This window comes from Pseudomonas sp. L13 (assembly GCF_009935965.1).
Taxonomy (GTDB): domain Bacteria; phylum Pseudomonadota; class Gammaproteobacteria; order Pseudomonadales; family Pseudomonadaceae; genus Aquipseudomonas; species Aquipseudomonas lactis.
Window position 1 is genome coordinate 1 of record NZ_QODJ01000029.1, and the last position, 14,945, is coordinate 14,945.

14 protein-coding genes and 1 pseudogene are annotated in these 14,945 nt (G+C 60.5%); 13 read left to right on the forward strand and 2 right to left on the reverse strand.

The window, feature by feature from the left end:
• Positions 1 to 273, forward strand: a pseudogene (locus DK871_RS28775) (hypothetical protein); the annotation flags it as partial.
• A 12-nt stretch (positions 274 to 285) separates the two neighbouring features.
• Here the strand turns inward: DK871_RS28775 and rne are convergent.
• Complete coding sequence (gene rne, locus DK871_RS15780) at positions 286 to 3,435, reverse strand: ribonuclease E (protein WP_161905694.1); 3,150 nt, start codon at positions 3,433 to 3,435, stop codon at positions 286 to 288.
• A gap of 766 nt (positions 3,436 to 4,201) precedes the next feature.
• Here rne and rluC point away from each other — a divergent pair.
• The 3 genes from rluC to DK871_RS15795 are packed head-to-tail and all read left to right on the forward strand — an operon-like array spanning position 4,202 to position 6,815.
• Complete coding sequence (gene rluC / locus DK871_RS15785; protein ID WP_003189264.1) at positions 4,202 to 5,161, forward strand: 23S rRNA pseudouridine(955/2504/2580) synthase RluC; 960 nt, start codon at positions 4,202 to 4,204, stop codon at positions 5,159 to 5,161.
• Complete coding sequence (locus tag DK871_RS15790) at positions 5,148 to 5,810, forward strand: HAD-IA family hydrolase (protein ID WP_161905695.1); 663 nt, start codon at positions 5,148 to 5,150, stop codon at positions 5,808 to 5,810. Before rluC ends, DK871_RS15790 begins: the two co-directional genes overlap by 14 nt.
• 21 nt (positions 5,811 to 5,831) lie before the next feature.
• On the forward strand, positions 5,832 to 6,815 hold the full coding sequence (locus DK871_RS15795) for a S49 family peptidase (protein WP_161905696.1): 984 nt from the start codon (positions 5,832 to 5,834) through the stop codon (positions 6,813 to 6,815).
• A gap of 131 nt (positions 6,816 to 6,946) precedes the next feature.
• Here the strand turns inward: DK871_RS15795 and DK871_RS15800 are convergent, their stop codons facing one another.
• Positions 6,947 to 7,525, reverse strand: coding sequence for a nucleoside triphosphate pyrophosphatase (locus tag DK871_RS15800; protein WP_161905697.1), 579 nt, complete (start codon positions 7,523 to 7,525; stop codon positions 6,947 to 6,949).
• A gap of 105 nt (positions 7,526 to 7,630) precedes the next feature.
• Between DK871_RS15800 and DK871_RS15805 the strand changes: the two genes are divergently transcribed.
• From DK871_RS15805 to mltG, 9 genes are all read left to right on the forward strand, one after another.
• The gene (locus DK871_RS15805) at positions 7,631 to 8,161 is read left to right on the forward strand and encodes a YceD family protein (protein WP_032893131.1); all 531 of its coding nucleotides are present in this window, start codon (positions 7,631 to 7,633) and stop codon (positions 8,159 to 8,161) included.
• Between the two features lie 13 nt (positions 8,162 to 8,174).
• A complete protein-coding gene (rpmF, locus tag DK871_RS15810) occupies positions 8,175 to 8,357 on the forward strand; it encodes a 50S ribosomal protein L32 (RefSeq protein ID WP_003179396.1) in 183 nt (60 codons plus the stop codon).
• 4 nt (positions 8,358 to 8,361) lie between these two features.
• Positions 8,362 to 9,372 (forward strand): phosphate acyltransferase PlsX, encoded by a 1,011-nt coding sequence (gene plsX, locus DK871_RS15815; RefSeq protein WP_082239708.1) that lies wholly within the window; start codon positions 8,362 to 8,364, stop codon positions 9,370 to 9,372.
• 126 nt (positions 9,373 to 9,498) lie between these two features.
• Positions 9,499 to 10,437, forward strand: a complete 939-nt coding sequence (gene fabD / locus DK871_RS15820; RefSeq protein ID WP_161905698.1) for an ACP S-malonyltransferase — start codon at positions 9,499 to 9,501, stop codon at positions 10,435 to 10,437.
• Between the two features lie 24 nt (positions 10,438 to 10,461).
• Complete coding sequence (gene fabG, locus DK871_RS15825) at positions 10,462 to 11,205, forward strand: 3-oxoacyl-ACP reductase FabG (protein WP_003189275.1); 744 nt, start codon at positions 10,462 to 10,464, stop codon at positions 11,203 to 11,205.
• Between the two features lie 191 nt (positions 11,206 to 11,396).
• Positions 11,397 to 11,633 carry an acyl carrier protein gene (acpP, locus tag DK871_RS15830; RefSeq protein ID WP_003175607.1) on the forward strand — a complete coding sequence of 79 codons (237 nt, stop codon included), beginning with the start codon at positions 11,397 to 11,399 and terminating at the stop codon, positions 11,631 to 11,633.
• Between the two features lie 111 nt (positions 11,634 to 11,744).
• Positions 11,745 to 12,989 carry a beta-ketoacyl-ACP synthase II gene (gene fabF / locus DK871_RS15835; RefSeq protein WP_003189277.1) on the forward strand — a complete coding sequence of 415 codons (1,245 nt, stop codon included), beginning with the start codon at positions 11,745 to 11,747 and terminating at the stop codon, positions 12,987 to 12,989.
• Positions 12,989 to 13,804 carry an aminodeoxychorismate lyase gene (gene pabC, locus DK871_RS15840; protein ID WP_161905699.1) on the forward strand — a complete coding sequence of 272 codons (816 nt, stop codon included), beginning with the start codon at positions 12,989 to 12,991 and terminating at the stop codon, positions 13,802 to 13,804. Before fabF ends, pabC begins: the two co-directional genes overlap by 1 nt.
• Before the next feature lies 1 nt (position 13,805).
• On the forward strand, positions 13,806 to 14,942 hold the full coding sequence (gene mltG / locus DK871_RS15845) for an endolytic transglycosylase MltG (RefSeq protein WP_161905700.1): 1,137 nt from the start codon (positions 13,806 to 13,808) through the stop codon (positions 14,940 to 14,942).
• The last annotated feature ends 3 nt before the right edge of the window (positions 14,943 to 14,945 follow it).

The window sequence follows — 14,945 nt, forward strand, 5'->3', positions numbered from 1 at the left end:
ACCCACGAATTCAAGCCTGCGTTCGGCCAGCGTGGTTTAACGGGGCGCTTGAGATCAAGATCACAAGCAGATCAAGATCACAAGCAGATCAAGATCAAGAGCGGCTCGCTTCGCATCGTGGTTACCGTCGAGTGTAGATACCTATGCTGCGATAGCGGTGTGTCAGTCACCGCCGCTATCGCAGGCAAGCCAGCTCCCACAGTGATTGCATTTCAAGTCGAGATAGCCAGCCATAAAAAAGCCCCGCCTGATCACTCAGGCGGGGCTTTTTAGTGGCGGTTGGAATCAGACGAGGGGTTTAGGCTCGTGCTCTGTTTCCGGGGCCTTGTGCGCTACCGCCTGGGCTGCGGCTGCAGCAGCTTCGGCTTCCTTGCGGCGACGACGCACTTCACGTGGGTCGTTCGGCGCGCGGCCGTTTTCGGTGAGGGCGCTTGCAGGTGCAGCTTCAACCACAGGGGCGGCCACTTCGGCAACCACCGGGGCTTCAACTTCAACCACGGGCGCAGGCTCCGCAACCGGCGTCGGCTCAACCACTGGGGCTGGCTCGGCGACGACCTCGGCAACCGGTGCTGGCGCTTCTTCTACCACTGGGGCAGGTGCTGGCGCTTCAACCGGGGCAGCCGGTTCGGCGGTCCACTGGAAGGCGGTCTGTTCTTCACGAACTTCACGCACGGCCGGGGCTGCTTCTTCGACTACCGGAGCTTCTACAGCCGCTTCGATTACTGGCTGAGGCTCAACCACTGGAGCCGGTTCAACGGCAACCACTTCGGTTTCTGGTTGTGCATCGCGAACCGGGGCAACTTCCACTTCCGGAACCACTGGGGCTTCGACAGGGGTTGTGGCTTCAACGACTGGCGCTTCAACAACCGGCGCTTCGACCGCTGGGATTTCGGCGGCTGGCGCTTCTACGGCAACAGTGTCTTCGACGGCAGCGGTAGCGCGTTCGGCTTGCTCGTGAGCCTGGGCTTCAGCGGGGGCGCTGATGACCGAGCTGGCAACAGCAGCGGTAACGGCCAAGCCGGCAGCCAGTTCGGCGCCTGTTGGTTCGTTGTTGGCAGCTTCTGCGTTTTCGCCGGCTTCTTCCGAGCCTTCGATCACGTTGCCGTTGGCATCGCGTTGACGCTCACGACGGTTGCTGCGACGACGCTGGCCACGGGAGCGGCGGCGTGGACGATCGCCTTCGGCGTTGTCCTGGCCGTCTTCCTGCAGTTGCTCTTCACCGGTCAGTACTTCTTCTTCGCTGGCGGCAGCGGCTTGCTCGGCGCGTGGTTGACGCTCTTCACGTGGCGGGCGCGGTTGGCGCTCTTCGCGGGGTGCGCGCTCTTCACGCGGCTGGCGGGCCGGGCGTTCTTCGGCGCTAACGGCTGCGGCAGCGGCAGCGGCAGGTGCCGCGTCCAGAGGCTCGCGCAGTTCACGCACACGTTCTTCACGCTCGCCACGTGGCTTGCGATCTTCACGCGGGGGGCGTGGGGTACGTGGGGCGCGCTCTTCACGCGGTGCACGTTCTTCACGGGCTACGGTCGGGGTGTCTTCACGGGCTTCGCGAGGCGCACGCTCTTCACGTGGTGCGCGTTCTTCACGCGGGGCACGTTCTTCGCGAGGCTTGCGCTCTTCGTCACGGCGGCCATTGCGGTTACGGCTCTGCTGGCGACCGTTGCGACGTTCTTCATTGCGCGCCGGGCGCTCGGTGGCAGGTTTTTCAACCACAACCGGGGCAGCAGGCTCTTCCTTGGTGGCGAACAGGCTGACCAGCGACTTCACCAGGCCCTTGAACAGGCTTGGCTCAGGCAGGGCGGCCGGCGCGGTAACCGGGGCGGCAGCTTCGGTCGGTACCGGTGCGTTGGCGCGGGCCGGCGCAGTCTTCACGGCCGCTTCCTGGCGAACCAGGGTGCGGGTCGCAGCGGCTGGCTGGACTTCTTCGACTTCGGCGGCAGCCGCGGCGATTTCATAGCTGGACTGGCCGCTGTGGGCTTCCGGGCTGTCATCACGCAAGCGCTGGACTTCGAAGTGCGGCGTTTCGAGGTGATCGTTCGGCAGGATGACAATACGGGCACGGGTGCGCAGTTCGATCTTGGTGATCGAGTTGCGTTTTTCGTTGAGCAGGAAGGCTGCAACCGGAATCGGCACTTGTGCGCGAACTTCGGCGGTACGGTCTTTCAGGGCTTCTTCTTCGATCAGGCGCAGAATCGCCAGGGACAGCGATTCAACGTCACGGATGATGCCGGTGCCGTTGCAACGCGGGCAGACGATGCCGCTGCTCTCGCCCAGGGATGGGCGCAGGCGCTGACGGGACATTTCCAGCAGGCCGAAGCGCGAGATGCGGCCGACTTGCACGCGAGCGCGGTCAGCTTCCAGGCATTCGCGGACTTTCTCTTCCACGGCGCGCTGGTTCTTGGCTGGGGTCATGTCGATGAAGTCGATGACGATCAGGCCGCCGATGTCACGCAGGCGCAGCTGGCGGGCGATTTCTTCAGCCGCTTCCAGGTTGGTCTGCAGGGCAGTTTCTTCGATGTCGCTGCCTTTGGTCGCGCGCGCCGAGTTGATGTCGATGGACACCAGGGCTTCGGTCGGGTCGATCACGATGGAGCCGCCGGAAGGCAGTTCGACCACGCGCTGGAAGGCGGTCTCGATCTGGCTTTCGATCTGGAAACGGTTGAACAGTGGCACGCTGTCTTCGTACAGCTTGATCTTGCTGGCGTACTGCGGCATCACCTGGCGGATGAAGGTCAGGGCTTCGTCCTGGGCTTCAACGCTGTCGATCAGTACTTCGCCGATGTCCTGGCGCAGGTAGTCGCGGATGGCGCGGATGATCACGTTGCTTTCCTGGTAGATCAGGAATGGCGCGGAACGATCCAGCGACGCTTCTTTGATAGCGGTCCACAGTTGCAGCAGGTAATCGAGGTCCCACTGCATTTCTTCGCTGCTGCGGCCAAGGCCGGCAGTGCGCACGATCAGGCCCATGTCGGCCGGTGCGATCAGGCCGTTCAGCGCTTCACGCAGTTCGTTGCGCTCTTCGCCTTCGATGCGACGGGAAATACCGCCGGCACGTGGGTTGTTCGGCATCAGTACGAGGTAACGACCGGCGAGGCTGATGAAGGTGGTCAGGGCCGCGCCCTTGTTGCCACGTTCTTCTTTTTCGACCTGGACGATGACTTCCTGGCCTTCGCTCAGGACGTCCTTGATGTTCACGCGGCCTTCGGGGGCTTTCTTGAAGTATTCGCGGGAGATTTCTTTAAGGGGCAGGAAGCCGTGGCGCTCGGAGCCGAAATCGACAAAGGCAGCCTCAAGGCTCGGTTCGATGCGAGTGATACGGCCTTTATAGATGTTGGCCTTTTTCTGCTCGCGTGCACCGGATTCGATGTCCAGGTCGTAGAGGCGTTGGCCATCTACCAGTGCAACACGCAACTCTTCGGGTTGAGTTGCGTTAATCAGCATTCTTTTCATGTTGTACCGTCGGTTTCCGGGCTGCCGGAAACGGCGTTCGGCACACACGACTTCTCACGGTCGGTGTCAGGTGCGTCAAGAGTGGTTGGCCACTCCAGTGTCCAGCAAAATCGGCCAATTGGGCCGGTATCGCGACGGACGCGTCCTGCTCGTTAGCGGTGGTGACAAAGGCACCACTTCAACAAAAGCTAAGGTCAGGAGGAGGAATCAACCGGCGACTGTGGACGAGATGAAGCGTCTGAAACAAGCCTAGTGCTACACAGTCCGACGGTTGTGCATCTCCACCCTACACGTATCCCTGATAATTCGGGTGCTGCCGCGCGCAGAATCCGCAGCGGGTTGGCATTTACCGTGTTCTCCAATGGGGAGTCCACGCTCATGGCTAAACAAGACTAGGTGTGGGCGGTTGCGCTCTCACTCAGCTCTTAACAGGCGTTGTTTCCGAAGCATCCGCCATGGTCTGGCTCAAAACTGACTGCACTTTGTGAACTGGCCGTAAATATCGGCGCAAAAGGCGAGTATTCACTCTGCTTTCTGCACTCGCTTCAGGCCTCATGTCACCTGCGCTCGTTACAATCTTGAGCCTTCCTAGGTGGCGAAAGCCCCGTAGGACGGCCTCGCGTCCTGATGAATTGCGATGGTCAGGGCCGGCAGTTTGCCGCATGTCCTCTGTCCAGGCCGCTTTTGGCGGCGTTCGCGACTATAGCAGTAATGATTAAGTGCTTCAATTCCATAAAAAATTGTTATCATCGCCGCCATGACGACTACCGCCCCCCCGACCCCCAGCGTCCAGCTGCTTGAGGTCTCGCCGGAATATGCCGGCCAACGCATCGACAATTTTCTCCTGGCCAGGCTCAAAGGCGTGCCCAAGACCTTGATTTACCGCATCTTGCGTAAAGGCGAAGTGCGCGTGAACAAGGGGCGCATCAAGCCTGAGTACAAGCTGCAGGCGGGCGATATCGTCCGTGTGCCGCCCGTGCGCGTGCCTGAGCGCGACGAGCCGGTGCCGCTGGCCCAAGGCCTGTTGCAGCGCCTGGAAGCGTCGATTGTGTTCGAAGACAACAAGCTGATCGTGATCAACAAGCCCTGTGGCATTGCGGTTCACGGCGGCAGTGGCTTGAACTTCGGCGTGATCGAAGCCTTTCGTCAGTTGCGCCCCGATTGCAAGGAGCTGGAGTTGGTTCATCGCCTGGACCGCGACACGTCTGGCCTGCTGATGATCGCCAAGAAGCGCAGCATGTTGCGCCATCTGCACACCGCCCTGCGTGGCGATGGCGTGGACAAACGCTACATGGCGCTGGTGCGCGGCAACTGGGCCAGTTCGATCAAGAGCGTGCGTGCGCCGTTGCAAAAGAGCAACCTGCGCTCCGGCGAGCGCATGGTCGAAGTGGATGAGGAGGGCAAAGAAGCCCTGACCCTGTTCAAGGTGCTGCGTCGCTTCGGGGACTTTGCCACCATGGTCGAGGCCAAGCCGGTGACCGGGCGCACCCACCAGATTCGGGTGCACACCCTGCATGCAGGTCACTGCATCGCCGGTGACACCAAGTACGGCGACGAGGATTTCTCCAAGGAAATTCGCGACCTGGGCGGTAAGCGGCTTTTCCTGCACGCCTACATGCTCACCGTGCCGCTGCCCGATGGCGGTGAGCTGAAACTGCAGGCGCCGGTCGATGAAATGTGGGCCAAGACCGTGGAGCGTTTGAGTGTCGCACCTTGACTACAAGCTGCTGATCTTCGATTGGGACGGGACGCTGGCCAACTCCATTGGCCGCATCGTCGAGTCCATGCACATGGCCTCGACCCGCTCGGGCTTTGACTTGTGCACGGACCTGGCAGTCAAGGGCATTATCGGCTTGGGCTTGCCTGAAGCCATTCGCACCCTGTACCCCGACATCAGCGACGCCGAGCTGTTAGCGTTTCGCGAGCACTACGCCGACCACTACATCGCGCTGGAAGCTACGCCTTCGCCGCTGTTTGAAGGCGTGGTGCAATCGCTGGAAGCGTTTCGTGCCCAGGGGTATCACCTGGCGGTCGCCACTGGCAAGGCTCGTCGCGGTCTGGACCGTGTGCTCAAGGCCCACGGCTGGGAAGATTACTTTGATATCACCCGTGCTGCGGATGAAACCGCCAGCAAGCCCCATCCTTTGATGCTGGAGCAGATCCTTGCGCACTGTGGCGTAACGCCACGCGAGGCACTGATGGTGGGCGATGCGTCTTTCGACCTGATGATGGCGCGCAATGCGGGCATGGACAGTGTCGCCGTCAGCTATGGCGCCCAGTCTGCCGAGGCGTTGCAGCAATACGAACCGAGACTGACGATTGATCATTTTTCCGAACTGCAGGCCTGGCTCAGCCGGGCCCGATAAGTCTTTGCTGGGGTTGATGGCATGAGTGACGAGTGGAAAGCGCCTGAAAAGGCCGAAAGCAGTGATGATAAGAGCTGGAAGCTGCTGGAAAAGACCCTCCTGGCCAGCGTCCAGGAGCAGCGGCGTTCGCGGCGCTGGGGTATATTTTTCAAGCTGCTGACCTTTGTGTACCTGCTTGGGATGCTGGCGCTGTTCAGTCCGTTGATGGACATGGAAAAGAGCGCCACCCGCGGCAGTCATTACACCGCCTTGATCGAGGTGCGCGGAGTGATTGCAGATAAAGAGCCCGCCAGCGCCGACAATATCGTCACCAGCCTGCGCGCGGCGTTTGAGGATCCCAAGGTCAAGGGCGTGGTCCTGCGTATCAACAGCCCAGGCGGCAGCCCGGTGCAGTCGGGCTATGTGTATGACGAGATTCGTCGCCTGCGCGCTCTGCATCCGGATACCAAGCTCTACGCGGTGATCTCCGACCTGGGTGCTTCGGGTGCTTATTACATTGCCAGCGCCGCAGACCAGATCTATGCCGACAAGGCCAGCCTGGTGGGGTCTATCGGTGTGACGGCGGCTGGTTACGGCTTTGTCGGTGCCATGGAGAAGCTGGGGATAGAGCGTCGCACCTACACCTCGGGTGAGCATAAGTCGTTCCTCGATCCTTTCCAGCCGCAGAAGGCGGATGAAACCGCGTTCTGGCAGGGCGTTCTCGACACTACTCATCGTCAGTTCATTGCCAGCGTCAAGCAGGGGCGTGGGGATCGCTTGAAAGATAAAGAGCATCCGGAGCTGTTCTCCGGCCTGGTCTGGTCGGGCGAGCAGGCATTGCCGCTGGGCTTGGTTGACGGCTTGGGCAGCGCCAGCTCGGTGGCGCGGGATGTAGTGGGTGAGAAGGAGTTGGTGGATTTTACGGTTGAGGAATCGCCGTTTGATCGCTTCTCCAAAAAGCTCGGTGCTAGCGTGGCGGAGAAGATAGCCCTGTACATGGGCTTTCAAGGTCCATCCCTGCGCTGAAATTCCAAGCTTGCTGTAGATAAACTGTGGGAGCGGGCTTGCCCGCGATAGTGATGGATCAGTCGATATAAGTGTCGGCTGACACACCGTTATCGCAGGCAAGCCAGCTCCCACATGGTTTTATGATGGTTTCAAGGGATCTGTACGCCCTCGCTCAGCAACATGTCCACCAGTCGAATCAGCGGCAGTCCTACAAGGCTGGTCGCATCCGGCCCCTCAGTGCTCTGGAACAAGCTCACACCTAGCCCTTCTGCCTTGAAACTGCCCGCACAGTCATAAGGCTGCTCGATCCGCAGGTAGCGCTCAATACGCTCTGCATCCAGTTTGCGCATGTGTACTGTGAACGGCACGCAGTCCACCTGGCAGTGCCCAGTCTCGCTGTTGAGCAGTGCCAGGCCAGTAAGGAAGCTCACCCGCTTGCCGCTGGCAGCCAGTAATTGCTCGCGAGCGTTTTCGAAGGTGTGGGGCTTGCCGATGATCCGGCCTTCCAGTGCAGCGACCTGATCCGAGCCAATGATTAAATGGCCCGGATGGCTGGCGGCGAGGGCGCGGGCCTTTTGCTCGGCCAAGCGCTTGACCAGTTCGATGGCGGACTCATCCGGGCGGTGGCTTTCGTCGATGTCCGGCGAGCTGCAGGTGAACGGCAGGTGCAGGCGGGTCAGTAATTCCCGGCGATAAACCGAGCTGGACGCGAGTAATAAAGGCAGCATATACGTCTCCTCAAGACAGCCGCCGATTCTAGCGACGTGACCGGCTGACGCACAGGGCTGAATTTCCTTTGACATGGCCGGGTGCATCCCTATAATGCTGCGCCTATGTTGAATGACCCGATTCCACCTCACGTTGACCCGCGCAAATTGGCTGATCGTGGCACCACCCTTCAAGGTGAAGTGCTGCTGGCCGATTTGGAGAGACTCTGCGACCCGCTTTCCGACACTGTCGGTACGGTGCAGGCACAATTCGTTTTTGAACGAGATGAACGTAAATCTGTGGTAATCCACAGCGTTATCGACACCGAAGTCAAAATGGTTTGCCAGCGTTGTCTTGAGCTGGTCACCCTGCCGATCCACAGCGAATGCAGTTATGCTGTGGTGAAAGAGGGTGCGAATACCCAGTCGTTGCCGAAAGGTTATGACGTGCTGGAACTGGGCGAAGATCCATTGGATCTGCATGCACTGATCGAGGAGGAGCTTTTGCTCGCCTTGCCCATTGTGCCTGCTCATCATCCGGAAGAATGCCAGCAGCCGGAGGGTCTCGATGACGAGGCCGAGCCGAGCGAGGACGAGGTAACGCGGTCCAACCCGTTCAGTGTATTGGCGCAGTTAAAGCGTGACCCAAACGTTTAGGAGTTAATCAATTATGGCTGTTCAGCAGAACAAAAAATCCCGCTCCGCCCGTGACATGCGCCGTTCGCACGACGCTCTCGAGGCTAGCACCCTGTCTGTGGAAAAGACCACTGGTGAAGTTCACCTGCGTCACCACGTATCGCCAGAAGGCGTATACCGTGGCCGTAAAGTGATCGACAAGGGCGCTGACGAGTAATCACTTGTCTGCTCAAGTCATCGCGATTGACGCAATGGGCGGGGACTTCGGTCCCCGCAGCATTGTTCAGGCCTGCATTGCCAGCCTGTCTGCCACGCCCTCGCTGCACCTGACCCTCGTCGGTCAACCCTCCCTACTTGAAGAACTGATTGCCAGCCATCCGGCGGTGGATCGCGCGCGCCTGACGATTACGCCAGCCAGCGAAACCATTGGCATGGATGAAAAGCCGGCGGTTGCCCTGCGTGGCAAACCCGATTCTTCAATGCGGGTAGCCCTTGAGCTGTTGCGTGATGGCAAGGTGCAAGCCTGCGTCAGTGCCGGCAACACAGGCGCGTTGATGGCCTTGTCGCGGCATGTGCTCAAAACCTTGCCAGGTATTGATCGGCCGGCGATGGTGGCGGCGATCCCGACGCAGAAGGGCTATTGCCAGTTGCTGGACCTGGGCGCCAATGTCGATTGCAGCGCCGAGCACCTGTTGCAGTTCGCCGTAATGGGTTCGGTGGCCGCTGAAGCGCTGGGCGTGGCCCGGCCAAGAGTGGCCCTACTGAATATCGGTACCGAGGACATCAAGGGCAACCAGCAGGTCAAGCTTGCCGCCACCTTGTTGCAAGGCGCGCGGGGTTTGAACTACATCGGCTTTGTCGAGGGTGATGGTTTGTACCGCGGCGAAGCTGACGTGGTGGTGTGTGATGGCTTTGTCGGTAATATCCTGCTCAAGTCCAGCGAAGGCCTGGCAACTATGATTGCCACGCGTATTGAAGCTTTGTTCAAGCGCAACCTGGCGTCACGTATGGTGGGTGCCCTCGCGCTGCCCCTGATGCGACGCCTGCAGGCCGACTTGGCGCCGGCACGGCACAACGGTGCAAGCTTTCTTGGTTTGCAGGGCATTGTGGTAAAAAGCCATGGCTCGGCCGGTGTGCTGGGTTTCCAAAGTGCAATTGCACGGGCCTTGATCGAGATTCAAGAGAACCTGCCGCAACGCTTGCACGGCCGTCTTGAGGATCTGTTGCCTTAGGCGAATTGGCCCGGGAGTGCTTAAATGTGACCGGCCAGTTCAATTGACCATCCAATCTGTCAGTTTCGTTCGCTCCCACCGTAGGCGCGAGCATTTTTGACGACCAGATCATTAGGGGCTTGTTACATGTCTACATCCCTCGCATTCGTCTTTCCAGGGCAGGGTTCGCAGTCCCTCGGCATGTTGGCCGAGCTGGGCGCGCAATTTCCGCTGGTCCTGGACACCTTCAAGGAAGCTTCCGACGCCCTGGGTTATGACCTGTGGGCACTGACCCAGCAAGGGCCGGAAGCGCTGCTCAACCAAACCGATAAAACCCAGCCGGCCATCCTCACCGCTTCGATCGCCCTGTGGCGCTTGTGGCTGGCAGAAGGCGGCGCACGCCCTGCCTTTGTCGCGGGTCACAGCCTGGGCGAGTACAGCGCCCTGGTGGCTGCGGGCAGCCTGACCTTGGCTGAAGCGGTCAAGCTGGTCGAGCGTCGTGGTCAACTGATGCAAGAAGCCGTTCCGGCCGGGCAGGGCGGCATGGCCGCTATCCTGGGCCTGGACGACGCGGTGGTGATCGAGGCCTGCGCCGAAGCGGCCCAGGGCGAAGTGGTCAGCGCGGTGAACTTCAACTCTCCAGGCCAGGTGGTGATCGCCGGTGCCAAGGCGGCTGTCGAGCGCGCCATCGAGAATTGCAAGGCCCGTGGCGCCAAACGAGCGCTGCCATTGCCGGTGAGCGTACCGTCCCACTGCGAACTGATGCGCCCGGCGGCCGAGCGTTTTGCCGAGTCTATCGCGGCCATCAACTGGCAGGCGCCGCAGATCCCGCTGGTGCAGAACGTCAGCGCGGCCGTGGCCGCCGACCTCGACACCCTCAAGCGCGACCTGCTGGAGCAACTGTACAAGCCAGTGCGCTGGGTTGAATCGGTCCAGACCCTGGCCGCCAACGGTGCCACCGAACTGGTCGAGTGCGGCCCGGGCAAGGTCCTGGCCGGTTTGAACAAGCGCTGCGCCGACGGTGTGTCGACCGCCAACCTCAATACCCCTGAAGCCTTCGCTGCCGCTCAAGCGGCACTGGCCTGAATCCCGTACTTAGGAGAAGCCTGCATGAGTCTGCAAGGTAAAGTTGCACTGGTTACCGGCGCAAGCCGTGGCATTGGCCAGGCCATCGCCCTGGAGCTGGGCCGTCAGGGCGCCGTTGTGATCGGCACCGCCACCTCTGCCTCGGGCGCCGAGCGTATCGCCGCGACCTTGAAGGAAAACGGCGTGCAAGGCACCGGGCTTGAACTGAATGTGACCAGCGATGAGTCCGTGGCCGCCGTACTGGCCCAGATCACTGCTCAGTTCGGTGCACCGGCTATCCTGGTGAATAACGCCGGGATCACCCGTGACAACCTGATGATGCGCATGAAAGACGACGAGTGGTACGACGTGGTCGATACCAACCTGAACAGTCTGTTTCGCCTGTCCAAGGGCGTTTTGCGCGGCATGACCAAGGCGCGTTGGGGCCGAATTATCAATATTGGCTCCGTAGTGGGTGCCATGGGCAACGCAGGCCAAGTAAACTATGCCTCTGCCAAGGCCGGCCTGGAAGGTTTCAGCCGCGCACTGGCGCGTGAAGTCGGCTCGCGGTCGATTACGGTCAACTCGGTGGCCCCTGGGTTCATCGACACCGATATGACCCGCGAACTGCCGGAAGCACAGCGCGAAGCCTTGCTGACGCAGATTCCGCTGGGCCGTCTGGGCCAGGCCCAAGAGATCGCGAATGTGGTCACTTTCCTGGCATCTGACGGTGCGGCATACGTGACTGGGGCTACAATCCCGGTTAACGGCGGGATGTACATGAGTTAAATTGTGACGGATCGCTTCAAAAAAATGTCATACGAGCTGTCTAAAATCCGTTATAAAGCTGCAACTTAATTTATAGGCAGGTGGCCGACCGGGTACAGGGTGAAGCTTTCAGTTGAAAAGCTGAAATGGCTTTCTATACACTTACCCACTGGCCAGCTGCCTGAATTTGTCCATTAGGAGTTAAACAAGGTATGAGCACCATCGAAGAGCGCGTCAAGAAAATCGTCGCCGAGCAACTGGGCGTTAAGGAAGAAGAAGTGGTCAACACTGCTTCCTTCGTAGAAGACCTGGGTGCCGATTCCCTTGACACCGTTGAGCTGGTGATGGCTCTGGAAGAGGAATTCGAGACCGAAATCCCGGACGAAGAAGCTGAAAAAATCACTACTGTTCAAGCTGCCATCGACTACGTTACTAGCCACCAGGCGTAATAGTTTGTAGTCGTCGCTTGCTGTCAGGGAAAAACCGCACTGCTGTAACGGCGTGCGGTTTTTTCTTTAGCGGCGATGAAAAAGTGTCGTCATTAGAAAAAGGAGAGTGCTGTGTCGCGTAGACGCGTCGTAGTCACCGGTATGGGTATGTTGTCGCCACTGGGTACGGATGTGCCGAGCAGTTGGGAGGGCATTCTGGCTGGCCGCAGTGGTATTGGTCTGATCGAACATACGGACCTTTCTGCCTATTCCACCCGTTTTGGCGGCTCGGTAAAGGGCTTCAATGTCGAGGAATATCTCTCGATCAAAGAGTCCCGCAAGCTCGACCTGTTCATTCAGTACGGCCTGGCTGCCGGTTTTCAGGCAGTGCGTAACGCCGGCCTGGAAGTCACCGACGCCAACCGTGACCGCATCGGCGTGGCCATGGGTTCGGGTATTGGCGGTCTGACCAATATCGAAGAAACCAGCCGTACGCTGCATGAGACTGGCCCACGTCGAATTTCACCGTTCTTCGTACCGGGCTCGATCATCAATATGATTTCCGGCTTCCTGTCCATCCACCTGGGGGCACAGGGACCTAACTACGCAATCGCCACGGCGTGCACCACCGGCACCCACTGCATTGGCATGGCGGCACGCAACATCGCGTACGACGAAGCTGACGTGATGATCGCCGGCGGCGCCGAAATGGCCGCGTGCGGCCTGGGCATGGGCGGCTTCGGCGCGTCCCGTGCACTGTCGACCCGCAATGACGAACCGACCCGTGCCAGCCGTCCGTGGGACAAAGGCCGTGACGGCTTCGTGCTGTCCGACGGTGCCGGTGCTCTGGTGCTTGAAGAGTTGGAGCACGCCAAGGCGCGTGGCGCCACCATCTACGCCGAACTGATCGGGTTCGGCATGAGCGGTGACGCGTACCACATGACTTCACCGCCGTCCGACGGAGCGGGTGCTGCGCGTTGCATCACCAATGCCCTGCGCGATGCGAAGGTCAACCCCGACCAGGTGCAGTACATCAACGCCCATGGCACTTCGACCCCGACTGGCGACCTGGCGGAAGCCGAGGCCATCAAGTCGGTGTTCGGTGAGCATGCCTACAAGCTGGCGGTCAGCTCCACCAAGTCCATGACCGGCCACCTGTTGGGTGCGGCGGGCGCGGTCGAGGCGATCTTCAGTGTGATGGCAATCAGGGATCAGGTCGCTCCGCCGACCATCAACCTTGATGAGCCGGACGAAGGCTGCGACCTGAACTTCGTGCCCCACGAAGCGCAACCCATGCCGATCGACGTGGCGATTTCCAACTCGTTCGGTTTCGGTGGCACCAACGGTTCCCTGGTGTTCCGCCGGTTCGCCGAGTGATGCACAGCTGGGTCGACGGTCAGCCAGCGGACAACGTGCCCCTGAAAGATCGCGGCCTGGCGTATGGCGATGGGGTGTTCGAGACCATCGCCGTCAAGGCCGGGCAGCCGTTGCTGCTCGACCGTCACCTGCAACGCCTGGAAGAGGGTTGCAGGCGCTTGGCATTGGCGGTGGATCACGGGTTGATTCGCCACGAAGTGCTGACCTTCGCCACTGCCCTTGGCGACGGGATTCTCAAATTGATCCTCACCCGTGGCGACAGCTTGCGCGGTTATGGCATCAACCCTGGCGCGCCGGTGCGCCGCATCTTGCAGGGCAGTGCGCCCGCTGTTTACCCACCCACTCATGAAGTCGAAGGCGTCCGCCTGTTTGCGTGTGCCACGCGTTTGGCGCAGCAGCCGCTGCTGGCTGGTATCAAGCACCTCAATCGTTTGGAGCAGGTGATCGCGCGTGCCGAATGGCAAGATACCGAACATGCCGAAGGCCTGATGCTGGACATGTCTGGTCGGGTGATCGAAGGCATATTCAGCAACCTTTTCCTGGTGCGCAACGGCTTGTTACTAACCGCTGATCTGAGCCGTTGTGGCGTTGCCGGCGTAATGCGCGCCGAAGTGCTGGCCCAGGCACAAGCGCTGGGCGTCCCGGTGGCTGTGGCCGACATCAGTGTTGAGCAGTTGCAACAGGCCGATGAAGTCTTCGTCTGCAACAGCGTATATGGCATTTGGCCGGTGCGTGGCTGCGCTGCGATGAGCTGGCCGGTTGGGCCGCTCACCCGTAAACTGCAGGGCATTGTTCGCGCGCTATTGGATATTTGAGTTGATACGAAAACTGGTGTTACTGCTGCAGATCAGCCTGGTCTCGGCGGCGTTGCTCGTGGGCTTTTCGGCCTGGAAACTCGACTCTGCCCTCAAGCAGCCCCTGAAGCTGCCTCAGGAGCAGTTGCTCGACGTACCCGCTGGCGCTACGCCGACCGGCACCTTCAATCGTCTGGAAGCCGACGGCGTGCTCGACGATGCCTTTTGGTTGCGCCTGTACTGGCGCTTCAACCTCGAAGGCCAGCCGCTGCACAGCGGTGAGTACCGCATGAGTCCGGGCCTTACCGCTGAGGGTTTGATCGGCCTGTGGCAGCGCGGCGAAGTGGTGCAGTACAGCCTGACCTTGGTGGAGGGCTGGAATTTCCGTCAGGTGCGCACCGCCCTGGCCAAGCATGAAAAGATCGTGCAGACCCTGGCGGGCCTGACGGACAGCGAAGTGATGGATAAGCTCGGCCACCCAGGTGTGTTCCCTGAAGGGCGGTTCTTCCCCGATACTTACCGTTTTGTCCGCGGCATGACCGATGTCGAATTCCTGAAAAAAGCCTACAACCGCCTGGACGATGTACTCGCCCAGGAGTGGAGCAAGCGTGCCGCCGACGCGCCCTATACCGACCCTTACCAAGCGCTGATCATGGCGTCGCTGGTGGAAAAGGAGACCGGTGTGCCCCAGGAGCGCGGGCAGATTGCCGGTGTGTTCGTGCGTCGCCTGAAGATCGGTATGCTGCTGCAGACCGACCCCACCGTGATCTACGGCCTGGGTGAGCGCTACAACGGTAAATTGACCCGTGCCCACCTCAAGGAAGCCAACCCCTACAACACCTACATGGTCGCCGGCCTGCCGCCTACGCCCATCGCGATGGTCGGCCGCGAGGCGATCCATGCCGCGCTGAACCCGGTGCCGGGCAGCAGCCTGTATTTCGTCGCCCGTGGCGATGGCAGCCATATATTCTCGGATAACCTGGATGCGCATAATGCCGCCGTGCGTGAGTTCCAGCTCAAGCGCCGTGCCGATTACCGTTCCAGCCCGGCGCCGGTGGTGAAACCGCTGGAAGATGCGGCACCTTCCAGCGATGCACCCACCCTCGACGCACCGATCGAGCCCGCGCCGGACACTACCGCGCCGCAAAGCCCGCAATGACTC